The organism is Delftia sp. DT-2 (assembly GCF_028401915.1).
Classification (GTDB): Bacteria; Pseudomonadota; Gammaproteobacteria; order Burkholderiales; family Burkholderiaceae_C; genus Comamonas; species Comamonas tsuruhatensis.
In genome coordinates, this window is the sequence record NZ_JAQOTI010000003.1 from 1 (window position 1) to 23684 (window position 23684).

General features: G+C 68.3%; 20 protein-coding genes and 1 pseudogene. 12 read left to right on the plus strand and 9 right to left on the minus strand.

Annotated features, from left to right (window positions below):
- The 8 genes and pseudogenes from PO605_RS04930 to PO605_RS04965 all read left to right on the plus strand — a co-directional run.
- Window positions 1–123 (plus strand): annotated as a pseudogene (locus tag PO605_RS04930) (electron transfer flavoprotein subunit alpha/FixB family protein); the annotation flags it as partial.
- A gap of 124 nt (window positions 124–247) precedes the next feature.
- Window positions 248–1234: a tripartite tricarboxylate transporter substrate binding protein gene (locus PO605_RS04935; RefSeq protein WP_016450812.1), complete on the plus strand. Its 987-nt coding sequence runs from the start codon at window positions 248–250 to the stop codon at window positions 1232–1234.
- Window positions 1235–1320: 86 nt separating this feature from the next.
- A complete protein-coding gene (locus tag PO605_RS04940; protein WP_047473851.1) occupies window positions 1321–2865 on the plus strand; it encodes a class I adenylate-forming enzyme family protein in 1545 nt (514 codons plus the stop codon).
- Between the two features lie 47 nt (window positions 2866–2912).
- Window positions 2913–3683 carry a class II aldolase/adducin family protein gene (locus tag PO605_RS04945; RefSeq protein ID WP_012203336.1) on the plus strand — a complete coding sequence of 257 codons (771 nt, stop codon included), beginning with the start codon at window positions 2913–2915 and terminating at the stop codon, window positions 3681–3683.
- An 8-nt stretch (window positions 3684–3691) separates the two neighbouring features.
- Entirely contained in the window at window positions 3692–4621 is a 930-nt protein-coding gene (locus PO605_RS04950) for a 2-hydroxyacid dehydrogenase (RefSeq protein WP_047473850.1), read from the plus strand.
- A 155-nt stretch (window positions 4622–4776) separates the two neighbouring features.
- Entirely contained in the window at window positions 4777–5772 is a 996-nt protein-coding gene (locus tag PO605_RS04955) for a tripartite tricarboxylate transporter substrate binding protein (RefSeq protein WP_012203338.1), read from the plus strand.
- A 161-nt stretch (window positions 5773–5933) separates the two neighbouring features.
- Entirely contained in the window at window positions 5934–6218 is a 285-nt protein-coding gene (locus PO605_RS04960; RefSeq protein ID WP_013804138.1) for a CopG family ribbon-helix-helix protein, read from the plus strand.
- Window positions 6179–6499 (plus strand): type II toxin-antitoxin system RelE/ParE family toxin, encoded by a 321-nt coding sequence (locus PO605_RS04965; protein WP_082001613.1) that lies wholly within the window; start codon window positions 6179–6181, stop codon window positions 6497–6499. Before PO605_RS04960 ends, PO605_RS04965 begins: the two co-directional genes overlap by 40 nt.
- Before the next feature lie 85 nt (window positions 6500–6584).
- Here PO605_RS04965 and PO605_RS04970 read toward each other — a convergent pair whose 3' ends face one another.
- Complete coding sequence (locus PO605_RS04970) at window positions 6585–7631, minus strand: GlxA family transcriptional regulator (protein WP_043791028.1); 1047 nt, start codon at window positions 7629–7631, stop codon at window positions 6585–6587.
- Window positions 7632–7727: 96 nt separating this feature from the next.
- Here PO605_RS04970 and PO605_RS04975 point away from each other — a divergent pair, with 96 nt between their 5' ends.
- Complete coding sequence (locus PO605_RS04975; RefSeq protein ID WP_047473848.1) at window positions 7728–9104, plus strand: amidohydrolase; 1377 nt, start codon at window positions 7728–7730, stop codon at window positions 9102–9104.
- Window positions 9105–9192: 88 nt separating this feature from the next.
- Here PO605_RS04975 and PO605_RS04980 read toward each other — a convergent pair whose 3' ends face one another.
- Entirely contained in the window at window positions 9193–9762 is a 570-nt protein-coding gene (locus tag PO605_RS04980; protein ID WP_016448066.1) for a VUT family protein, read from the minus strand.
- Window positions 9759–11543, minus strand: a complete 1785-nt coding sequence (locus tag PO605_RS04985) for an NAD(P)/FAD-dependent oxidoreductase (RefSeq protein WP_047473847.1) — start codon at window positions 11541–11543, stop codon at window positions 9759–9761. The genes PO605_RS04980 and PO605_RS04985 overlap by 4 nt, the downstream gene beginning before the upstream one ends.
- A 325-nt stretch (window positions 11544–11868) precedes the next feature.
- Between PO605_RS04985 and ggt the strand changes: the two genes are divergently transcribed.
- Window positions 11869–13860 (plus strand): gamma-glutamyltransferase, encoded by a 1992-nt coding sequence (ggt, locus tag PO605_RS04990; RefSeq protein ID WP_016448064.1) that lies wholly within the window; start codon window positions 11869–11871, stop codon window positions 13858–13860.
- Window positions 13861–14918: 1058 nt separating this feature from the next.
- The gene (locus PO605_RS04995; RefSeq protein ID WP_016448063.1) at window positions 14919–15875 is read left to right on the plus strand and encodes a tripartite tricarboxylate transporter substrate binding protein; all 957 of its coding nucleotides are present in this window, start codon (window positions 14919–14921) and stop codon (window positions 15873–15875) included.
- A 5-nt stretch (window positions 15876–15880) separates the two neighbouring features.
- Here the strand turns inward: PO605_RS04995 and PO605_RS05000 are convergent, their stop codons facing one another.
- The 3 genes from PO605_RS05000 to pcaB are packed head-to-tail and all read right to left on the minus strand — an operon-like array spanning window position 15881 to window position 19738.
- A complete protein-coding gene (locus tag PO605_RS05000; protein ID WP_272206157.1) occupies window positions 15881–17314 on the minus strand; it encodes a class II fumarate hydratase in 1434 nt (477 codons plus the stop codon).
- A 4-nt stretch (window positions 17315–17318) separates the two neighbouring features.
- Window positions 17319–18311, minus strand: coding sequence for a tripartite tricarboxylate transporter substrate-binding protein (locus PO605_RS05005; protein ID WP_012203368.1), 993 nt, complete (start codon window positions 18309–18311; stop codon window positions 17319–17321).
- A 44-nt stretch (window positions 18312–18355) separates the two neighbouring features.
- Complete coding sequence (gene pcaB / locus PO605_RS05010) at window positions 18356–19738, minus strand: 3-carboxy-cis,cis-muconate cycloisomerase (RefSeq protein WP_047470975.1); 1383 nt, start codon at window positions 19736–19738, stop codon at window positions 18356–18358.
- Window positions 19739–19835: 97 nt separating this feature from the next.
- Between pcaB and PO605_RS05015 the strand changes: the two genes are divergently transcribed.
- Entirely contained in the window at window positions 19836–20582 is a 747-nt protein-coding gene (locus PO605_RS05015; RefSeq protein ID WP_016448060.1) for a GntR family transcriptional regulator, read from the plus strand.
- On the opposite strand, the gene PO605_RS05020 is transcribed toward PO605_RS05015, so the two are convergent.
- The 3 genes from PO605_RS05020 to cysK form a co-directional block, all read right to left on the minus strand.
- On the minus strand, window positions 20579–22435 hold the full coding sequence (locus tag PO605_RS05020; RefSeq protein WP_016448059.1) for an ABC transporter ATP-binding protein: 1857 nt from the start codon (window positions 22433–22435) through the stop codon (window positions 20579–20581). The two genes, PO605_RS05015 and PO605_RS05020, sit on opposite strands and share 4 nt — an antisense overlap.
- Window positions 22436–22574: 139 nt before the next feature.
- Window positions 22575–22706, minus strand: coding sequence for a hypothetical protein (locus tag PO605_RS05025; RefSeq protein WP_013804127.1), 132 nt, complete (start codon window positions 22704–22706; stop codon window positions 22575–22577).
- A 42-nt stretch (window positions 22707–22748) separates the two neighbouring features.
- Complete coding sequence (gene cysK / locus PO605_RS05030) at window positions 22749–23666, minus strand: cysteine synthase A (protein WP_016448056.1); 918 nt, start codon at window positions 23664–23666, stop codon at window positions 22749–22751.
- Window positions 23667–23684 lie beyond the last annotated feature (18 nt).

Below are 23684 nucleotides of genomic sequence, written 5' to 3' on the forward strand. Positions count from 1 at the left end.
AAGGACTCCAAGGTGATCGTGGCGATCAACAAGGACCCCGAGGCACCGATCTTCTCGGTGGCCGACTACGGCCTGGAAGCCGACCTGTTCCAGGCCGTGCCCGAGCTGGTGCAGTCGCTGTAAGAATGCAAGGCGCCGCACCGGGAGGCGGTGCCAACGGGCCCGGTGAAGTATCCGGGCCCTGGCCAGAGCGGCACACAAGGCATGTGCCCCGGCCCCACCTGGTTCAGAGATGCAGGAGACAGACATGCAGATTTCCATTGGCCGCCGCAGCCTTGCGCTTGCGGCTGTTGTCTTTGTGGCCACCACGGGCGCCAGCGCACCGGCATGGGCCCAGGCCAGCGACTTTCCCACGCGCCCGATCACGCTGATCGTGCCCTTCCCCGCAGGCGGCTCCACCGACCGCCACATGCGCACCCTGGCCGACATCGCGGGCAAGCAGCTGGGCCAGGCCATCATCGTGGAGAACAAGCCCGGCGCGGGCGGCACGCTGGGCCCGGGCAACATGTCCCGCACGGCCAAGCCCGATGGCTACACCATCACCCAGTTCCCCATGTCCATGCTGCGCATGGCGCACATGCAGAAGACGGCCTGGAATCCGGTCACGGACTTCACCTACATCATCGGCGTCTCGGGCTACACCTTCGGCTTCACGGTGCGCTCGGACTCGCCCTACAAGAGCTTCAACGAATACATCGCCGCCGCGCGCAAGAGCCCCGGCAAGATCGAGTACGGCTCCACCGGCATAGGCTCCTCGCCCCACCTGCTGATGGAGGAGCTGGCCGAGAACGCCAAGGTCACGCTCAACCACGTGCCCTTCAAGGGCAACGCCGACCTGCAGCAGGCCCTGCTGGGCGGCCACGTGGCCGCGCAAAGCGATGCCTCGGGCTGGGACACCTATGTGGATGGCGGCCAGATGCGCCTGCTCATGACCTTCGGCGAAAAGCGCACCCAGCGCTGGCCCGACGTGCCCACGGCCAAGGAACTGGGCTATGGCGTGGTCTCCACCTCGCCCTACGGACTGGCCGGCCCCAAGGGCATGGACCCGGCCGTGGTGCGCAAGCTGCACGACGCCTTCAAGAAGGCCATGGATGACCCGCGCCACATCGAGGTGCTCAAGCAGCTGAACCAGGACGCCTGGTACCGCTCCGGCGCCGACTATGCGCAATGGGTGCGCGAGGCCTATGCCAAGGACAAGGTCCTGATCGACCGCCTGGGCCTGGCCGCCAAGTAGGCCTGTCCTCCAATGCGCCCGCAGGGCCAGGGGGCTGGCGGGCGCAGTCCGCTTGAGATTCGTGAATTCGTGAAACGGAGTCCCTCATGACTGTCTCCCTGCCTTCGCCCGATGCGCCCTTCACCACGCTGGCCGAACTGATCCGCAGCCACGCGCGCCAGCAGCCGGTCCATGCCGCGCTGCGCGACGACCAGCAGACGCTGAGCTACGCGCAGCTCGACGCCCTCATGGACCGCGTGGCCGCCGCGCTGCAGCGCGACGGCGTGCAGCCTGGCCAGGCGATTGCCATCTGCGCGTTGAACTCGGTGCGCTATGCCGCGCTGTTCCTGGGCGCCCTGCGCGCGGGCGTGGTGGTTGCGCCGCTGGCGCCGTCCTCCACGGCCGACAGCCTGGCCTCCATGCTGCGCGATGCCCAGGCGCGCCACCTGTTCCTCGACAAGGCGGCCCAGGACCTGGTGCCTGCCGACAGCGCCCTGCAATGCATCTCGCTGGACGGCGCCGCGCCCGGCCGTGCCTTTGACGACTGGCTGGCGCCCGAAGGCGCGCAGCCCGCGCCCGTGAGCGTGGAGCCGGCCGCGCCGTTCAACATCATCTATTCCTCGGGCACCACGGGCACCCCCAAGGGCATCGTGCAGTCGCACGGCATGCGCTGGGCCCACATCAACCGGGGCAGCGTCTACGGCTATGGCCCCGATGGCACGACGCTGCTGGCCACGCCGCTGTACTCCAACACCACGCTGGTGGTGTTCTTCCCCACGCTGGGCAGCGGCGGCTGCGTGGTACTGATGCCCAAATTCGACGCGGCCCGCTACCTGCAGCTGGCCCAGCAGCACCGCGTCACCCACACCATGCTGGTGCCCGTGCAGTACCAGCGCATCATGGCGCTGCCGCAGTTCGGCGAGCATGACCTGTCCAGCTTCCGCGCCAAGTTCTGCACCAGCGCGCCGTTCCGGGCCGAGCTCAAGGCCGACGTGGTGGCGCGCTGGCCCGGCAGCCTGACCGAGTTCTACGGCATGACCGAAGGCGGCGGCACCTGCATCCTCGAAGCCCATCTGCACCCGGACAAGCTGCATACCGTGGGCAGGCCCGCCGAGGGCCATGACATCCGCCTCATCGACGAGGACGGCCGCGAGGTCGCCCCGGGCGAGGATGGCGAGGTCGTGGGCCACTCTGCCAGCATGATGACCGGCTACCACGGCCAGCCCGCCAAGACGCGCGAAGCCGAATGGTTCGACCCCACGGGCAAGCGCTTCATCCGCACGGGCGACGTGGGCCGCTTCGATGCCGATGGATTCCTCACCCTGTTCGACCGCCGCAAGGACATGATCATCAGCGGCGGCTTCAACATCTACCCCAGCGACCTGGAAACCCAGCTGCGCGCCCACCCGGCCGTGGACGACGTGGCCGTGGTCGGCGTGCCTTCCGAGCAATGGGGCGAGACGCCCGTGGCCTACGTGGTGTCGCGCGCGGGGCAGCCGGCCCTGCCCGAGGACATCATGGGCTGGTACAACCAGCGGGCCGGCAAGACCCAGCGCCTGGCGGACCTGCGCTTCATTGCCGAGCTGCCGCGCAGCGCCATCGGCAAGGTGCTCAAGCGCGAGCTGCGCGACCAGTACGCGACGGGGCGCTGAACCGGCGGATGCTTTCTCCAAACGATGTCCACCAAGAGGTACACCCCATGAGCAACGACACCACGATGTCCGAGGTCCGCCGCCAGGTGACGGCCGAGGAATGGCAGACCCGCATCGAGCTGGCCGCCGCCTACCGGCTGGTCGCCCACTTCGGCTGGGACGACCTGATCTTCACCCACATCTCGGCGCGCGTGCCGGGCCAGCCCGACCAGTTCCTGATCAACCCCTACGGCATGCTGTTCGACGAGATCACCGCGTCCAGCCTGGTCAAGGTGGACCACGAGGGCCGGCCGCTGATGGAGACCGAGTACGACGTCAACCCGGCCGGCTTCGTCATCCACAGCGCTATCCACGACGGCCGCCCCGAGGTGCAGTGCGTGCTGCACACGCACACGCGCTACGGCGTGGCCGTCTCGGCGCAGAAGGAGGGGCTGCTGCCCATCTCGCAGCAGTCCATCTTCCCGCTGGCGCGCCTGGCCTACCACGACTACGAAGGCGTGGCCCTGCGCGACGACGAGAAGCCGCGCCTGGTCGATGACCTGGGCGCCAGCAACTTCCTCATCCTGCGCAACCATGGCCTGCTGACCTGCGGCCGCAACGTGGCCGAGGCCGTGCTGGCCATGTACACGCTGGAGTCGGCCTGCCGCATCCAGATCCTGGCGCAGTCGGGCGGCGGCGAGCTCACGCGCATTCCGCAGGACATCATTGCCGACGCGGTCAACCAGTCGCGCCAGGTCACCAAGGGCAAGGGCGCAGGCCTGGCCTGGCCCGGCCTGCTGCGCCGCCTGGACCGCATAGACCCTTCTTACAAGGACTGAAGGAAACCATGGGAATTCTGGTCAACATCCATCCGAGCATGGGCGCGCCCATCGTCGACTCGCTGCGCGCGCTGGCGCCCGGTGTGCAGGTCTGGGGCCACCGCGAGGAGGCGCCGGCCGATGCGGTCGAGGCCATGCTCGCCTGGAGCCTCAAGCCGGGCGTGCTGCCGGCCTATCCGGGCCTGAAGCTGCTATGCGCGCCCAGCGCGGGCGTGGACAAGCTGCTGGCCGTGCCCGACCTGCCGGCTGGCCTGCCCGTGGCGCGCACCGTCGATCCGCAGCAGCATGTGGAGATCGCCCAGTACGTGGTCGGTACCGCGCTGCGCCACACGCGCGAGCTGGACCTGTTCGCGCGCCAGCAGCAGGCCGGCGACTGGCTGCGCCGCCCCGTGCGCGCCAGCGCAGACTGCCGCGTGGGCATCCTGGGCCTGGGCGAGGTCGGCCGCTTCGTGGCCGGCGCCATGCAGGCCATCGGCTACCCCGTCGCAGGCTGGAGCCGCAGCGCCAAGAGCATTGCAGGCCTGGCCACGCACAGCGGTGCCGAAGGTCTGAAGCAACTGCTGTCCACCAGCGACATCCTGGTCTGCGCCTTGCCGCTCACGCCCGAGACGCGCGACCTGCTGGACCGCCGCACCCTGTCCCTGCTGCCGCGCGGCGCCTACTTCATCAACGTGGGGCGCGGCGAGCAGGTGGTGGAAGACGACCTGCTGGTCCTGCTCGACGAAGGCCACCTGGCCGGCGCCGCGCTGGACGTGCTGCGCGACGAGCCGCCCCAGCCCGGCAACAAGGTCTGGGGCCATCCCAAGGCCTTTGTCACGCCGCACATCGCGGCCCAGGCCTCGGCCGACACCGTGGCGCGCCAGTGCCTGGAGAACCTGCGCCGCCTGCGCGCGGGCGAGCCGCTGCTCAACCTTGTGGATGTGGCGCGGGGGTACTGAGCCTTGTTTTCCATCCGACGCTGCGCTGTTGCGTGGCGTTTTTTCATCGCCGGGCCGCCCCAAGATGAAAAGCGGCCCCCTTGGGGGGCAGCGGACCTTGCGCAGCAAGGGTAGCGTGGGGGCCATTTTTCAACTTAGAAGAATCCAGAGACACCATGCCTTCGACTTCCCGCCGCGGCTTTTTGCAATCGACCGCTGCCGCCGCTGCAGCAGCCACCACCGTGCTGGCCCCCTCGGCCTGGGCCCAGAGCCCCTGGCCCTCCAAGCCCATCCGCATCATCGTTCCGTACACGGCAGGCGGCTTCACCGACCAGATGGCGCGCCTGCTGCAGGTCGGCCTGCAAAAGGCCCTGGGCCAGCCCGTCATCGTGGAGAACAAGCCTGGCGCCAACAGCATCATCGGCGTGGACCAGATCGCCAAGGCCGCGCCGGACGGGCACACCTTCGGCGTGGTCATCGCGGCCTATGCGGCCAACACCACGCTCTATCCCAAGCTGCCCTACAACCCGAAGAAGGACCTGGTCGGCGTCTCGCTCATGGGCGTCTCGCCCCTGGTCGCTGCCGTGGCCATGAACGCGCCCTTCAAGACCACGCCCGAGCTGATCGCCTATGCCAAGGCCAATCCGGGCAAGGTGGGCTTCGGCTCCTCGGGCAGCGGCTCCAGCGCCCACCTGACCACCGAGCTGATGAAGCTGCTCACCAGGACGGACATGGTCCACGTGCCCTACAAGGGCGCCGCGCCCGCGCTGGCCGACCTCATGGGCGGCCAGATCCCGCTGTTCCTGGACCCGCCGCCCAACCTCATCCAGCCCGCCAAGGCCGGCCGCATCCGCCTCATCGGCGTGGCCAGCGACAAGCGCCTGGCCGCGCTGCCCGACGTGCCCACCTTCGTGGAGCAGGGCTACGACGGCCTGCTGGGCAGCACCTGGGCGGCCATGATCGCGCCGGCCGGCGTGCCGCGCGAGATCGTGCAGCGCATGTCCGCCGAGGTGTCGCGCATCATCCGCAGTGCCGAGGTGTCGCAGCGGCTGGAGCAGGTGATGGGGACGTTTGCGGAGGGGTCCACGCCTGAGGAGTGCGATCGGTTCATTGCTGCCGAGACGGAGAAGTGGGGGAGGGTGATTCGGGAGGCGAAGGTGACGGTGGATTAGGTTTTTCTTGTTCTCGGGTCTGTTTTTGTCCCTGTCCCGTGCCTGCTCGTCCAGCTCCATCCGTCAGGCCTGGGTGACCTTGATGCCATGCCGATACATCTGTGTGGCATTGTCCTATGTGCTACCTTGTACGTACCCTGTAACACATGAGAGCCCGCGCCATGAGCGAAGCAACTTTCACCTTCCGGGTCGATGAGGTCCTGAAAAACGACTTTGCCACCGCCGCCAAAGCCTGCGACCGCACGGGTGCGCAGCTGCTGCGCGACTTCATGCGCTCATATGTGCAACAGCAGGAACAGACTGCGGCACATGACGCATGGTTGCGCGCGCAAGTGCAGGTCGGCATCGACGCGGCCAACGCGGGCGAGGTGCTGTCTGCCGATGAAGTGGAAGCAGAAGCACGGGCATGGCGGGCCGAAATGCGCAGGAAGATTTCCGCGCCGTGAAGCTGGTATGGACACGTCCAGCAGCCGCCGACAGGCGGGAGATCCGTGCCTACATCGCTCAAGACAATCCGTCCGCTGCGCTGGCCCTTGACGAGCGGTTTTCCGAAATAGCGGGGCATTTGATCGACCATCCCCTGCTTGGCCGAGTCGGGCGCGTCGCCGGCACGCGCGAACTGGTGGTGCATCCCAGCTACATCCTGGTCTATGACGTGATCGCCGACAGCGTGCGTGTGCTGCGCGTCCTGCATGCGGCCCGCCAGTGGCCGCCGCAGCGGACATAGCCGTATCCCGGACGGGGAGATCCGGTACGCGCATGGATCGACGCGACGCAGGAGTCGATGGTCGATGCCCATCGCGAAGCGGTGTTCAAACGTCTATGCCCGTAGCGCTCCCGTCCAGGGCATCGACCCTCCACCGCCTCCTGGGCGCCCTCAACGCATGCCTTTCCCGATAGGCCGCAGGCGCCATCCCCACATACCGCAAGAACACCCGCCGAAACGCCGAGGCATCCCCATACCCGCAGGCCAGCGCCACGGACGGCACGCTCTCCAGCGTGATCTCCAGCAGCACCCGGGCCCGTGCGCAGCGCAGGCGGTGCAGGTGGTCCAGCGGGCTGTGGCCCAGCTCCTGCTGGAAGTGGCGCAGCAGGGTGCGCGGGCTGGTGGATGCCGCGTGCGCGAGGGCCTGCAGGTCATAGGGCTGCTCCACGCGTGCCTCCAGCCAGGCGATGGCATGGGCCAGCACGCTGTTGCGCGTGGCGGGAATGCGGCGGTCCTGCAGGGCGGCGCGGGTGGCGCGTTCGCGCTGGGCATCGGGCTGCAGCACGGCGGCCAGCGCTGCGGCCAGGTCGTCGCCGAAGGCATGGCGTGTGAGCGCGACGGCCATGGGTGCCAGGGCCTCGGGGTGGGAGGCGCTGAGCCAGGGCCTGTCGTCCACGAAGGGCTGGCCCTCGGCCAGTTCGATGCCCGGGAAGTCCAGGCCGAAGCCACCCATGAAATACCAGGGCAGGGCCACAAGCCGGCCCTGGCAGCGGCCGCCCGCTGCCGCAAACCAGGCGGCGCTGCCCAGCGTGCAGACGGCCAGGCCCTGGTCGAAGGCCGTGGTGATGCGGCGCACGAGGGCCGGATGCGCGGCGACGATGTCGCGGATGGAGGGAATGTCAGGGCAGTGCAGCGCGCTCACGAAGACGGCCTGCGCGGGCCCTTCTGCTGCCGCGCCTTCGTCCGCGTGCGGCATGGTGGGCAGGGGCCGGCCCTGGCCGTCGACCCAGCGCCAGCCAAAGCGCGGTGCGCGCCGGCCCAGGCGCAGGCTGGCGACCAGGTTGGCGCTGCGCAGCATCTCCACCAGGTGCGCGGCGTGGCCGATGGCGCTGTGCTCCAGGCAGGGCAGCTCGATGACAAAGGTCCGGGGCATGGCGGTTCTGGCTCCTCGAATGGCGATTTTGACGTGCCCGTCATACGTGCTTCACTTTTAGCATGGCTGCTTGTGCCACTTTCCAGGACCACGAAGATGCTCCACACCAGCGCCGAGACAAAGCCTTCCTCCTTCCCGCGCACAGGCCTGCGCTCCATCGCCCTGGCCGGGCTGCTGGCCTGCGGCCTGCCACTGGCGGCCAGCGCCCAGGGGCTCGATGCACAGGGCCTGGCGGCCCTGGATGCCGCCATCCAGCCGCTGGCGCCCAAGATGGTGGAGTGGCGCCGCGACATCCACCAGCACCCCGAACTGTCGGGGCAGGAAGAACGCACGGCCAAGGTGGTGGCCGATCACCTGCGCCGCCTGGGCATGGAGGTGCAGATCGGCGTGGGCGGCACGGGCGTGGTGGGCGTGCTGCGCGGCGGCCAGCCGGGCAAGACCGTGGCGCTGCGTGCCGACATGGATGCGCTGCCCGTGGCCGAGAAGACCGGCCTGCCCTTTGCCTCCAAGGCCAAGGCCCAGTACATGGGCAAGGAGGTTTCGGTCATGCATGCCTGCGGGCACGATGCCCACGTGGCCATGCTCATGGGCGCGGCCGAGGCGCTGGCCGGCATGCGCGCCAAGCTGCCCGGCACGGTGAAGTTCATCTTCCAGCCCGCCGAGGAAGGAGCTCCCGTGGAGGCCGATGCCCACGGCCATGTGCCCAGCTTCGGCGCCAAGGCCATGGTGGAGGCCGGTGTGCTCAAGGACGTGCAGGCCATCTACGGCCTGCACATCACGTCCAACCTGCCGTCGGGCATGGTGGGCTACCGCAGCGGGCCGCTGATGGCGGGTTCGGACAGCCTGAGCATCCAGGTCGAGGGCCGGGGCGGCCATGGCTCGTCGCCGTGGAATGCGGTCGATCCCATCGTCGCGGCCAGCCAGGTGGTGCTGGGCCTGCAGACCGTGGTCAGCCGCCAGCTCAACATCAGCCTGGAGCCCGCCGTGCTGACGATCGGCTCCATCCATGGCGGTACGCGCTACAACATCATCCCGGACAACGTGGAGATGCAGGGAACGCTGCGCACCTTCGACGAGGACATGCGCCAGGAGGCACACAAGCGCATCACCGCCACGGCCGAGCAGATCGCGGCCTCCAGCGGCGCCAAGGCCAAGGTGCGTTTCGGTCCCGTGGCCTATCCGGTGACCACCAACCCCGCCGCGCTGACCGAGGCCTCGCTGCCCGCGCTCAAGCTGGCCATGGGCGGCAAGGCCATGGTGATTCCCAAGGTCAGCGGCTCCGAGGATTTCTCGGAATTCCAGAAGGTGGTTCCGGGCTTCTTCTACTTCCTGGGCGCGCCGCCGGCAGGCCAGGATTTCGCGAAGGCGCCGTCCAACCACTCGCCGCTGTTCGATATCGACGAGAAGCAACTGCCCACGGGTGCGCGCTCACTGGCCGCGCTGGCCGTGGACTATCTGCAGCGCAACCCATAGTTATTCGACTCGCCCTGAGCGGCGGAAGCCGCTTCCCGTTGCACGGTGCCCCTGGCTTGAGATCGAGTCCGTGCGAACCGCGTCGGCTTTATTTGGCGCTGGCGATTGCCGATGGGCCTTTCCACCACCGGGCGATGGCAAGGCGGAACGGCAGCAGCAGTGCCACGCCCAGCACCAGCTTCACGCCCAGGTCGCCCAGGGCCCAGGTCACCCAGGGCTCGGCGGCGCCCGCGAAGGCGATGCTCCAGAACAGGAAGGTGTCCAGGCAGGCGGCCAGCAGCGTGGCCACCAGGGGGGCACGCCACCAGCGGCCCGCACGCAGGCGGTGGAACACGCCGATGTCCAGCCACTGCGAGGCAATGAAGGCTGCGCCCGAGGCCAGCGCGATGCGCGGCGGCGCCAGCACCAGCGAGGCGGCCACGGCCACGGCAAAGCCCACCCAGGCCACGCGCCGGGCCTGCTGCGGGCCGAAGCTGCGGTTGACCAGCTCGCTCACCAGGAAGGCGAACGGATAGGTGATGGCGCCCCAGGTCAGCCAGTCGTTGATGGCGTACTGCACCAGGATGTTGGACGACAGCACCACCACGCCCATGGCCGCAATGGCGGCCAGCAGCTGGGCGCGCGAGGGGGCGGCGAAACGGGGCGGACGCGGTGTCATGCTGCGCCACCGGAGCCGCGTGCCCCCGACGAGGGCAGGGGCAGCCCGAGGATGGCGCAGGCCACGGCCTCGCCCACCTTGACGCCATCCACGCCGGCCGACAGGATGCCGCCCGCGTAGCTGGCGCCTTCGCCGGCCGGGTACAGGCCGCGCGTGTTCAGGCTGTGGAAGTCCGCGCCGCGCTCGATCTTCACGGGCGAGGAGGTGCGCGTTTCCACGCCGGTGAGCACGGCATCGTGCATGTCGTAGCCGCGGATCTTCTTGCCGAAGGCGGGCAGCGCCTCGCGCATGGCCTCGATGGCATAGGCCGGCAGCACGTGGTGCAGGTTGGTCAGCGTGATGCCGGGCTTGTAGGAGGGCTCGACCTCGCCCAGCGCGGCCGATTCCTTGCCCGCGATGAAGTCGCCCACCAGCTGGCCCGGCGCGTTGTAGTTGCGCCCGCCCAGCAGGTAGGCCTTGGTCTCCAGCTGGCGCTGCAGCACGATGCCCGACAGCGGGTGCAGCTCGCCGTCCTTGAGGTTTTCCACGCCATGGGTCTTGCCGTCGAAGGCCCAGGCAAAGCTTTTGGCATCGCGCGGGTAGTCGGAGGGGTCGATGGCGCAGACCATGCCGGCGTTGGCATTGCGCTCGGCGCGCGAGTACTGGCTCATGCCGTTGGTGACCACGCGCTCGGGCTCGCTGGTGGCCGCCACCACGGTGCCGCCCGGGCACATGCAAAAGCTGTAGACCGCGCGCCCGTTGCTGGCGTGGTGCACCAGCTTGTAGTCGGCCGCACCCAGCAGCGGGTGGCCGGCATGCCTGCCCCAGCGCGCGCGGTCGATCACGCTTTGCGGATGCTCGATGCGAAAGCCCACCGAGAACGGCTTGGCTTCCATGTGCACGCCGCGCTCGTAGAACATGGCGAAGGTGTCGCGCGAGCTGTGGCCCAGGGCCATCACGGCATGGTCGGTCTCCAGCCACTGGCGCTCGCCGCTGTCCTGGTCCAGCACTTCCAGGGCGGTGAGACGGCGGTCCTTGCCCTCGCCTTCGATGCGCATGTCACACACGCGCTGGCCGAAGCGGATCTCGCCGCCCAGGCGGATGATCTCCTCGCGGATGCCCTCGACCACCTTCACCAGCTTGAAGGTGCCGATGTGCGGGTGCGCGGCATAGAGGATCTCGGGCGGCGCGCCGTGGGTGACGAACTCCTGCATCACCTTGCGGCCCAGGTGGCGCGGGTCCTTGATCTGGCTGTAGAGCTTGCCGTCGGAGAAGGTGCCTGCGCCGCCTTCGCCGAACTGCACATTGGACTCGGGCACCAGCTCGCGCTTGCGCCACAGGCCCCAGGTGTCCTGGGTGCGCTCGCGCACCGAGCGGCCGCGCTCGATCACGATGGGCCTGAAGCCCATCTGCGCCAGCACCAGGGCCGCAAAGATGCCGCAGGGCCCGAAGCCCACCACCACGGGCCGGCGCTGCAGGTCGGCAGGCGCCTGGCCCACGGCATGCCAGCGCATGTCGGGCGTGGGGTTCACATGGGCATGGCTGGAGAACTGCTCCAGCAGCGCGGTTTCCTGGCTCTCGTCGGCCAGCGTCAGGTCGACGATGTAGACGGCCAGCAGCTCGGACTTGCGCGCATCGAAGCTGCGCTTGTGCACATGCACGGAGGCAATGGCCTCCTCGGCAATGCCCAGCTGGCGCGCGGCCAGGGCGCGCAGCGGCTCCAGGGGCAGGTATTCGGTATGGCTGTCGGGGTTGTATTGCACCGCCGACAGGGGCAGTTTCAGTTCAGAGACGCGGATCATGGCTTGTACCTATCAAGCAGAGGGCCGGCGATGGTAAGCCAAAGTGGGCGACCGCACAGGCTGCGGGCCGCACAGCCTTGGGGTGTGCTCGGGTTCGGATTTTCCGCCAGATATTTCCGGTGCTGGTGCCGTCCCGATCCGGGCACGGACCTTGCATGCAGGGCCGGCCATCCGCGAACGGGGCCCTTCAGTCCCGCTCTGATGGGGTGGCTGCATCTGCGCGAAGTGGTGGTGGAACGGATGTAAGCTCGCGGCAAGCCTGCGGGCGGGTGCTGCCCCAGGTGAACAAGATCAACGCATTCCACGCACCACAAGGAGACATTTCATGAAGCAACCCCCTTCCAGGCAACGCCTGCCCGCATGGCAGTGGATCGGCCTTGCGGCCGCCACGCCGCTGTTCCTCGCATCGTGCGGCGGTGGTGGTGGCAATGGCGGATCGGGCCAGGACGACCTGGCGGCCTGCGCCATCACCTCGGGCGATGGCAGCGTGGTCGTGGGCTCGGGCCTGCCCGGTGATCCGGCCGCACCCGAACCCTCGTCGGGCTACCGCCTCGGCAAGAAGGCCCTGCACACCTCCAAGTACATGGTGGTCACGGCCAACCCGCTGGCGTCCAAGGCCGGTTGCGAGGTGCTCAAGTCCGGCGGCTCGGCCGTGGATGCGGCCGTGGCCGTGCAGATGGTGCTGGGCCTGGTGGAGCCGCAGTCCAGCGGCATCGGCGGTGGCGCCTTCATGCTCTACCGCGATGCGGCCACGGGCAAGGTCGTGGCCTATGACGGCCGCGAGACCGCGCCGGCTGCCGCCACGGAAAACTACCTGCGCTACGTGGACGACGCCACCGACCAGACCGCGCCCAAGCCTTCGGCGCGCTCCAGCGGCCGCTCCATCGGCACGCCGGGCGTGGTGCGCATGCTGGAACTCGCGCACAAGGACTACGGCAAGACCGCGTGGCCCCAGCTGTTCAATTCGGGCATCGACCTGGCCAGCAAGGGCTTTCCCATCAGCGGCCGCATGGCCGCCGCGCTGGAGGGCTCCAAGACGGAGCTGGCGCGCGATGCCGATGCCGCCAAGCTCTACTTCGATGCCCAGGGCAAGCCGCTGGCGCTGGGCGCCAAGTTCGTCAACCAGCCCTATGCCGACACGCTGCGCAGCATCGCCACGGGGGGTGCCGATGCCTTCTACCGTGGCGACCTGGCCCAGGCCATCGTCAGCAAGGTGGGCGTGACGCAGACCGTCTCGGACGGTGCGCCCATCACCCCCGGCAAGACCACGCTGCAGGACCTGGCCAGCTACGAGGCCAAGCGCCGCGAGGCCGTCTGCACCACCTACCGCGCGCGCTACATGGTCTGCAGCATGCCGCCGCCGTCGTCCGGCGGCATCGCCGTGGCCCAGGCCATGGGCATTCTGGAGAATTTCGACCTCAAGGCCTATGCGCCCACGGCCATCGATGGCGAGGGCGGCAAGCCCTCGGTGATGGGCGTGCACCTGGTCAGCGAAGCCCTGCGCCTGGCCTATGCCGACCGTGACAAGTACGTGGCCGACACCGACTTCGTGTCCCTGCCCGGCGGCTCGCCGGCCCTGATGCTGGACAAGAGCTACCTGCGCCAGCGCGCCGCCCTCATCTCCACGACCAAGAGCATGGGCACGGCCCAGGCAGGCAACTTTGGCACGCCTTCGCAGGGCGTGGTCGACGTCAAGGAGGCCGGCACCACGCACATGAGCATCGTCGATGCCAAGGGCAACGCACTGAGCATGACGACCACGGTGGAGTCCAGCATGGGGTCCTTTCACGTCACGCGCGGCTTCGTGCTCAACAACCAGCTGACCGACTTCGCGGCCATCCCCAGCACCGCCGACGGCCCGGTCGCCAACCGCGTGCAGCCGGGCAAGCGCCCGCGCAGCTCCATGGCGCCCACGCTGGTGTTCGACCTGAAGACCGACGGCACCGCCGGCGACTTCAAGATGGCCACGGGCTCGCCAGGCGGCAGCACCATCATCCAGTACGTGACCAAGACCCTGGTCGGCGCGCTGGACTGGGGTCTGGATGCGCAGCAGGCCACGTCGATGGTGGACTTCGGCGCGGCCAACAGCCCGACCACCAACGTGGGCGGCGAGCACCCCAACATCAACACGGCCAATGGCGGCAACGACGATCCGCTGGTCAGCGGCCTGCGTGCCCTGGGCCATGTGGTGTCCATCAGTGCGCAGTCCAGCGGCATCGGCACCATCTTGCGGGTGCAGCGCAATGGGCAGGCGCAGCTGGAAGGTGGGGCTGATCCACGCCGTGAAGGGCTTGTTTTGGGCGATACCGTTCGCTGATTTCGGTCTGATGATTGACTGAGGAAGGCGCTGCTGGCAGGGATGCTGGTGGCGCTTTTCTTTTATGGGGTCCATAGCCTGCCCCTGCCGGGTGGTTGTTTTTCGAGGCCGGGTTTCGGCCCGGCGGCCGACTCCCTTTCTTATCGCGCGATAAGAAAGGAAGCAAAGAAGCGCGCCCCGAACTGCCCACGACCCCTTCGCTTCGCTACGGGGCGACCTGCGGTGGGCGGGATGCGGGGTGTGCCGCAGAACTCACTCCTTGCGCCTGCGGCGCAATCCGTTCAAACAACTGCGGCAAGCTAGACAACGAAGCAGCCCTGTCCTTCGGCAGGGCTGCCACCCCGCATCCCGCCCAACGCAGGCGTGGGCAGAAGGGGGGAGGCTGGGGCAGCCAATAGCCAATAGCCAACAGCCAACAGCCGGCGCCATCGCTCCGCTCGGCTTCAAACCGGGGCCGAGCGAAGCGAAGGCCCGCACCACCTCCCGTATGTCAGCGCCTGCGGCGTGGTGGTTGCGGGGTTGCAGTCCTGCCGAAGGACAGGACTGCTTCGTGATCTGACTCGCTGCGGTTGTCTGAGCGGCGCGCGAAGCGCAAAGCGAGTTCCGCAGCGAACCCCGCAACCGCCACGACGCAGGTTGCCCCGGAGCGAAGCGCAGGGGTCGCGGGCATTTGGGCGCGTTTCTTTGCCTACTTTCTTATCGCGCGATAGGAAAGTAGGTCGGCCGCCGGGCCGAAACCCGGCCTCGAAAAACAACCACCCGGCAGGGACAAAAACAGCTATCAATGGCAGCAGCTTTGAAGACAGATCCCGCCCCGTGACTGTCGCCTCAAAGACATGCCCCACCCACCCCAATGCGCAAAAAAACACCCCACCACCACCCGCAAACCAAGCAACCACGCCACCCCCTGCTATAGAGCCATCAGTCCCGCACCCACGCTGCGCGTTTTCCCCAGACGCCCCAACGCTACGGGCTTGCCCGAATCCATGGTTGGCATGCATCCATCTAAATTGAACAGCAGCAAGTTCGATGGTCGTGAGCCTCTGAGGAAGATGGAAATGCAAAGACGAGTGTTTGGCGCATGGATGTGCGCATCGGTCCTGATGACGGGCGCAGCATGGGCGCAGGACAGCTATCCCAGCCGCCCCATCAGCCTGGTCGTGCCCTACGGCGCGGGCGGCGTGACCGATGTGGTGGCGCGTGCGCTGGCCCAGGGCATGGGCAAGCAGCTGGGGCAGACCGTGGTGATCGAGAACAAGCCCGGCGCGGGCGCGTCCATGGGCGTGATGGACATGCGATCGGCCAAGCCGGACGGCTACCGCCTGACGCTGGCGCCCGTGAGCATCTTCCGCCAGCCGCACATCCAGAAGGTGCAGTACGACCCGGTGCGCGATCTCAGCTACATCGCCACCTACATGACCTATGACTTCGTGCTGGCCGTGCCCCAGGACTCGCCGTTCAAGACGGTGCAGGACCTGGTCGAGTTCGCCAAGAAGAATCCGGGCGCCGTGGACTACGGCACGCCGGGCAAGTTCACGGCCAACCACGTGGTGATGGCGCTGCTGGAGCAGGCCACGGGCGCACGCTTCACGCATGCGCCCTTCAAGGGCGATGCCGAGGCGCTGAACTCGCTGATGGCCGGCCACATCAAGTCAGGCGTATACGCCAACACGGTGCTGCCGTACCTGAGCTCGGGCAAGCTGCGCGCGCTGGCCTCGGCCTCCGAGGTGCGGCCCGAGGCCTTTGCCAACGTGCCCACGTTCCGCGAGGCCGGTTATGCCTTCGATGTGCCCTCGCCCCTGGGCATCGCCGGGCCGCGCGGCCTGCCGCCAGAGATCGTGCGCAAGCTCGAAGCCGCCATCAAGGCCGCCATGGACGACCCGGCCTTTCGCCAGGTCGTCGGCAACTATGGCGTGCGCACGCAGTTCCGCGGCAGCCAGGAGTACACGGCGTTCGCCAGGAAGGCGTTCGAGGACGAGAAGAAGATCGTGCAGAACATAGGCCTGGAGGATTGAGGCCGCTACGCGGGCGGCAGCCCGGCCATGGCCCGCAGGTCCACCAGCCGGTCGTACTCGGCCGCCGTGATCAGCCCCAGCTCCACGGCTGCCTCGCGCGGCGCAATGCCGCGCGCCATGGCCTCGCGCGTGATGCGTGCCACGGCGTCATAGCCCAGTACCGGGTTGAGCGCGGTGGCCTGCAGCAGCGAGTGGCTGACCTGCTGCTCCAGCCGCTCCGTATGTGCCTGCAGGCCGGCCACCAGTTTCTCGGCAAACACGCGGCTGGCGTCGCCCAGCGCGCGCATGGCGCGCAGCAGGTGGTGGATCAGCACGGGCTTGGCCACGTTGAGCTCGAAGTGCCCGGCCGAGCCCGCCAGCGTGACGGTGAGGTGGTGGCCCATGGCCTGGTAGGCGGCCTGGACCACGACCTCGGCCACGGTCGGGTTGCGCTTGCCCGGCATGATGGAGGAGCTCAGGCCATCGTCGGGAAACACCAGCTCGCCCAGGCCGCAGCGCGGGCCTGAGCCCAGCAGGCGGATGTCATTGGCCATCTTGGCCAGCGAACCGGCCACCACGTTGAGTGCGCCGGAAACCTCGATGAGCGCATCGTGCGCGGCCATGCCCTCGAACTTGCAGGGATTGGGCGTGACTGCCAGGCCCGTGAGCGCCTGTATCTCCTCGCAGAAGACCCGGTCGAATCCGGCCGGCGCATTGAGCCCCGTGCCGGCCGCCGTGCCGCCCTGGGCCAGGCTCCACAGCCGGGGCTGCGTGGCCTGCAGCCGGTGGATGCCATGGCCTATCTGGTGGGCGAATGTCTCGAAGCTCTGGCCCAGCGTCATGGGCACGGCGTCCATCAGGTGCGTGCGCGCCACCTTGAGCACGCAGGCAAAGGCCAGGGCGCGTTCCTGCAGGCGCTGCTGCAGCCGTTGCAGGGCCGGCAGCAGGTGGTCACGCAGCTCCAGCGCCGTGGCCAGGTGCATCACGGTCGGAAAGCTGTCGTTGGACGACTGCGAGGCATTGGCATGGTCGTTGGGGTGGACCGGGCTGCGCGTGCCCGGGGGCTGGCCCAGCATCTGGTTGGCGCGGTTGGCGAGGACCTCGTTGGCGTTCATGTTGGTCTGCGTGCCCGAGCCCGTCTGCCAGATGGTCAGCGGGAAGTGCGCGTCCAGCAGGCCGTCGCGCAGTTCGGTGGCCGCGGCCTCGATGGCCGCGCCGCGCTCGTCGTCCAGCACGCCCAGGCGCCGGTTGGCGCGCGCTGCCGCCAGCTTCTGCAGCCCGAATGCGCGGTACAGGCCCTGCGGAAAGCGCTCCTCGCCAATGGTGAACAGCTCCAGCGCGCGCTGGGTCTGCGCGCCCCAGAGGCGGTCGGCAGGGATGTGGACGGGGCCGAAGGCATCGTGCTCGATGCGGGTATGAGCCTGGGTCTGTGCCTGGGCCTGGGTGCGTATCTGGTCCATGGGCTCAGTCCAGCGAGATCTTCGCGTCGGCTGCCACCTTGCGCCAGCGCTCCACCTCGGCGGCCGTGTGGCGTGCCAGGGCTTCGGGGGCGTATTGATCTGCGGGCAGCAGGCGTATGCCCTGGGCGGCCATCCTGTCGGTCCAGGCCTTGTCGGCCAGGGCCTTGGTATAGGCCTGGTAGACCTTTTGCACCACGTCGCGCGGCGTGCCCTTGGGCGCGTAGATGCCGTACCAGGTGGCGGTCTCGAAGCCCGGCAGCAGCTTCTGGCCCAGCGCGGCGGCGCCCGGGAACTGGGGCATGGGCTTGTCCGAGGTGAGGGCGATGGCGCGGATGCGCTCGCCGGCCAGCTGGGGCAGGGCGGTGTTGGTCTGGTCGAACATGGCATCGACCTGGCCCGAGATCACATCGGTCATGGCCGGTGCCGCGCCCTTGTAGGCCACCTGGGTGATCTCCATCTGCGCGCGGCTGGCGAACAGCGCTGCCACCAGGTGCGAGGTCGATCCCACGCCCGCGTTGCCGAAGTTCAGCCGGCCCGGGTTCTGCTTGCCGAAGGCCACCAGCTCCTCGGCCGTCTTGTACGGGGAGTTCTTGCCCACCAGAAGCACCAGCGGCGTGTCGGGGAAGCGGAACACCGCCTCGAAGTCCTTGACCGGGTCATAGGCCAGCTTCTTGTACAGCGACGGCGCCGCGCCCATGTAGCCCATGTGGCCGACCAGGAAGCTGTAGCCGTCGGGCGCCGAGCGCGCCGCCTTGGCCGCGCCGATGGTGCCGCCCGCACCCGGAACGTTCTCGATGATGATCTGCTGGCCCAGTTGGGTGCTGGTGCGCTGGGCGATGTCGCGCGCCATGGCGTCCGTGGGGCCGCCGGCCGCGAAGGGCACGATCCAGGTCAGCGGCTTGGCGGGGTAGCCGCCCTGGGCGTGCGCGGCCAGGGCGAAGGTGGTGGCGGCCAGGGCAAGGGCCAGGCGTGGCAGGCGGGGAAGATGGAAAGGCATGGTGTTGTCTCCTGTAGTGCTGTGTTCTGTCCTGGGCCGGGATGTCAGCGGCCGCTGGCTGTATGGGCGCGCGACAGCGCAAGGGCGCGGTCCACCATCTGCGGGGCCTCGCCCAGGTAGTTGCGCGGGTCGGTGAGGCGCTGCAGCGCCGCGCGGTCGAAATGGGCCGTGACTTCGGGCAGGCGGGCCAGCGCATCGGCCAGCGTGCCGCCCTCGGCGTTGACGCTGCGGCAGGCGGCATAGACGATGTCGTGCGCCTGCTGGCGGCCCGTGTGCGGGGCCAGGCCCATCATCACGGCCTCGGCCACGATCAGACCGTCGGTCATGTCCAGGTTGCGGGCCATGCGTTCGGGATCGACGATGAGGCCGCCGAGCATGAAGCGCGCCTGGTGCAGCGCGCCGGCCGAGAGCACGAAGCTCTCGGGCAGGGCCACCCATTCGGCGTGCCAGGGGCCGGTGGCGCGCTCCAGGTCCTGGATCATGGCGTCCAGCATCAGGCCCGCATGCTGGCGCACGGCCTTGGAGGCGGCCAGCATCAGCTCGCTGGAGATGGCGTTGCGCTTTTGCGGCATGGTGCTGCTGGCGCCGCGCCCCGTGACGAAGGGCTCGAACACCTCGCCGAACTCGGTGGAGGACAGCAGCATCACGTCGTAGGCGATCTTGCCCAGCGAGCCGGTGACCAGGGCCAGGAAATTCACGGCCTCGGCCAGGCCGTCGCGCGCCACATGCCAGGTGGTGGCGGGCACGCCCAGGCCCAGTTCTTCCATGAGCAATTGCTGCACTTCCAGGCCCCGGCCGCTCAGCGAGGCCAGCGTGCCTGCCGCCCCCGCGAACTGGCCCACCAGCACGCGCGGGCGCAGTTCCTTCAGGCGCTGGGCATGGCGGTCGAACATGGCCAGCCAGATGGCGGCCTTGTAGCCGAAGGTGATGGGCAGGGCGTGCTGCAGGTGCGTGCGGCCGGCCATGGGCGTGTCGCGGTGGCGTTCTGCCAGGTCGGCCAGGATGGTGCGCAGCGCGGCGATGTCGGCATCGACCAGGTCCAGCGCATCGCGCACCTGCAGCACGGTGGCCGTGTCCATGATGTCCTGGGTGGTGGCGCCCCAGTGGATGTAGCGGCCTGCGTCGCCGCACTGTTTCACCAGCTGGTGCACCAGCGGCAGGATGGGGTAGCCGACAATGTCGGTTTCCTTGCGCAGCAGCTCGAAGTCCAGCGCGTCGAGGCTGCAGCGCTGCGCGATCTCGTGTGCGGCCTCGGCCGGAATCACGCCGCAGCGGCCCTGGGCGCGTGCCAGCGCGACCTCGACCTCTATGTAGCGCGACACCAGCGCGCTGTCGGCGAAGATGGCGCGCATGGCGGGGGTGCCGAAGGCGTCGCGGAACAGCAGCGAATCGATGGCGGTGCTGGCGGTGAAGGACGGAAGGGTCATGGTGCGCAATTGCGATTAAGTTCGGACATATCGATATTTTTATTTATGTACGTACATTACGAACATCCGGGTTTGCCTGGGGGGAAGGCCTGCGCCCATGGCTGAGACACGCTATGCCCAGGTGGCGCGCGACCTGTCCGAGCGCATTGCCTCGGGCGAATACGCCGTGGGCGCCCTGCTGCCTACCGAGCTGGAGCTGTGCGACCGCTATGGCGTGAGCCGCCACACCGTGCGCGCGGCGATTGCCGAGCTGCAGCAGTCGGGGCTGGTCTCGCGGCGCAAGAAGGTCGGCACGCGCGTGGAGGCGGCGCAGCCCCATGCGCACTACCGCCAGGCGCTGACCTCGCTGGAGGACTTGGTGCAGTTCGGCGCCACCCATGTGCGCGAAGTGCGGCGCATCGAGGAGGTGGTGCTGGACCAGGACCTGGCCGCCGAACTGGACTGCCCGGCCGGCAGCCGCTGGCTGGCCATCTGCAGCCTGCGCCGCGACGGCGCCGCGCCGCACCTGCCCATTGCCTGGACCGTGGTCTATGTGGATGCGCAGCGCTTTGACACGCAGGAGCTGGCCGAGCGCGTGCGCGCCGCGCCCGAGTTGCTGGTCAGCAGCCTGCTGGAGCAGCAATACGGCCTGCGCATCGCGCGGGTGCGGCAGGCCGTGGTGGGGGCGCTCATTCCCGAGGCGCTGTCGGAGGAATTGCAGGCCCCGGCCGGGTCAGCGGCGCTGAAGATCGTGCGCCGCTACCTGGATACCGATGGGGAGTTGATGGACCTCAGTGTGACCTTGCACCCGGCCAGCCGCTACACATTGCATACGCAGTTGGACCGGGATCTGGCGAGCGTCTAGCCGTTGGCGTTGGCAGCTTCCGAGCCCTGCTCTGCGAGGAAGCCGCCGCTCTGGTGCGACCACAGCTTGGCGTAGATGCCGCCCAGCTCCAGCAGTTGCTGGTGCGTGCCCTGCTCGACGATCTGGCCCTGGTCCATGACGATGAGCCGGTCCATGGCCGCGATGGTCGACAGGCGGTGGGCGATGGCGATCACGGTCTTGCCGTGCATGAGGCTGTCCAGGCTTTGCTGGATGGCGGCTTCGACCTCGCTGTCCAGCGCGCTGGTGGCCTCGTCCAGCAGCAGGATGGGCGCGTCCTTGAGCATGACGCGCGCAATCGCCACGCGCTGGCGCTGGCCACCCGACAGCTTGACGCCGCGCTCGCCCACCTGGGCATCGTAGCCGCTGCGGCCCTTGAGGTCGGTCAGCGTGGCGATGAAGTCCGAGGCCTCGGCCTTGTCCGCGGCGGCCAGCATCTCCTGCTCGGTCGCATCGGGTCGGCCGTAGAGGATGTTGTCGCGCATGGAGCGGTGCAGCAGCGAGGTGTCCTGCGTCACCATGCCCACGGCGCCGCGCAGGCTGTCCTGCGTGACGGTGCGGATGTCCTGCCCGTCGATGGTGATGCGCCCGCCCTGGGGTTCATGGAAGCGCAGCAGCAGGTTCACCAGCGTGGACTTGCCCGCGCCCGAGCGGCCGATCAGGCCGATGCGCTCGCCCGCGCGAATGTGCAGGTTCAGGTGGTCGATCACCTGCTTGCCGCCGTCCTTGTAGGCAAAGCTCAGGTCCTCGAAGGCGATGGCGCCGTGCGTGACCTGCAGCGGCCTGGCGTCGGGCGCGTCCACGATGGTGCGCGGCTTGGTCAGCGTGAGGATGCCGTCCTGGATGGTGCCCACGTTCTCGAACAGGCCCGTCATCTGCCACATCACCCAGTGCGAATAGCCCATCAGCCGCAGCGCCATGGCAATCACCGCTGCCACCACGCCCGCGCTGGCCTGGCCGGCAGACCACAGGTACAGCGCCGTGCCCGTGGAGCCCACCAGCAGCAGGGTGATCATCAGGTGGTTGGTGATCTCGAACAGGCTGACCAGCCGCATCTGCGCATAGCCGGTGGACTTGAAGGCGTCCATGGCGTTGCGCGCGTACTCGGCCTCGCGGCGCGTGTGGGCGAACAGCTTGACGGTGGCGATGTTGGTATAGGCATCGGTCACGCGGCCCGTCATCATGGAGCGCGCATCGGCCTGCTCCTTGCCGATCTTGCCCAGGCGCGGAACAAAGTAGAAGCAGGCGCCGATATAGGCCAGCAGCCACAGCGCGAACGGAATCATCAGCCGCCACTCGAAGCTGGCCGCCAGCACCAGGATGCCGATCATGTAGACGCTCACGCCCACCAGCACATCGACCACCATGAACACCACTTCGCGCACCGACAGCGCCGTCTGCATGATCTTGGTGGTGATGCGGCCCGCGAACTCGTCCGCATAGAACGACATGCTCTGGCCCAGCATCAGCCGGTGGAACACCCAGCGCAGGCGCATGGGGAAATTGATGGCCAGCACCTGGTGCATCACTGCCGTGTGAAAGGCCAGCAGCAGCACGCTGGACAAGAGGATGGCGGCAATGCCCCAGACCGTGCCGCGCTGCTGCTCCCAGAAGCCTGCCGGCGACACGGTGGAAAGCCAGTCCACCACATGGCCCATCAGGGCGAACAGCGCCGCCTCGTAGACGGCCAGCAGCGCCGAGGTGCAGGTCAGCAGCGCGATCCAGCCGCGCATGCCTTGCGTGCAGGCCCAGATGAAGGCAAAAAAGCCCTTGGGCGGGACCGTGGGCTCGACGCTGGGATAGGGCGGGACGCGTTTTTCAAAGAAACCGAACAAGATTTTTTTACTCCTTGGTCAGACCATCGTAGGCCAGAGTCGGGTTTGCCCGATGCCCGCTCAGCATGACCTTGGGCCGCAACATGTTTTGTAAGAAATCTCCACACAACTGTCCTACGCCAGAGTTCGCGCCCGGATTTCAGTGCAGGGGGAATACCGCGCCGTGGGGAAGATTGTCCGCGTCCGGGGCCGCTTCGTTGTGCGCGAATGGGGAATGCAGCATGCCGCTGGCGGCAACAAAAAAGGCCTCTTGCGAGGCCTTGTGTTTCATGCTGCAGTGCAGTGCACTGCAGCGGACGGGGCTTGCCGCCGGTCAGGCAGGCAGAAAGCCTTCCACCGACAGGTAGCGCTCGCCCGTGTCGTAGTTGAAGCCCAGCACCTTGGCGCCTGCGGGCAGCTCGGGCAGCTTCTGCGCGATGGCGGCCAGCGTGGCGCCCGAGGAGATGCCGACCAGGATGCCTTCCTCGCGGGCCGAGCGGCGTGCGTACTCGCGCGCGGGTTCGGCCTCGACCTGGATCACGCCGTCCAGCAGGCTGGTGTCCAGGTTCTTGGGCACGAAGCCTGCGCCAATGCCCTGGATGGGGTGGGGCGAGGGCTGGCCGCCCGAGATCACGGGCGATGCGGCAGGCTCCACGGCAAAGACCTTGAGCTGGGGGAATTGGGCCTTGAGCACCCGCGCCACGCCGGTCAGGTGGCCGCCCGTGCCCACGCCGGTGATCAGCACATCCAGGCCTTCGGGGAAGTCGGCCAGGATTTCCTGGGCGGTGGTGCGCACATGCACATCGATGTTGGCGGGGTTCTCGAACTGCTGGGGAATCCAGGCGCCAGGCGTCTGGCTGGCCAGTTCCTGGGCGCGGGCGATGGCGCCCTTCATGCCCTTTTCCTTGGGCGTGAGGTCGAAGCTGGCGCCGTAGGCCAGCATCAGGCGGCGGCGCTCGATGCTCATGCTCTCGGGCATGACCAGCACCAGCTTGTAGCCCTTGACGGCGGCCACCAGGGCCAGGCCCACGCCGGTGTTGCCGCTGGTGGGCTCGATGATGGTGCCGCCGGGCTTCAGGGCGCCGGACTTCTCGGCGTCCTCGACCATGGCCAGCGCGATGCGGTCCTTGATGGAGCCGCCGGGGTTGCCGCGCTCGGACTTGATCCACACATTGGCACCGGCGCCGAACAGGCGGTTGATGCGCACGTGGGGCGTGTTGCCAATCGTTTGCAGGATGTTGTCAGCTCTCATCAGACCTCCGCGATTTTG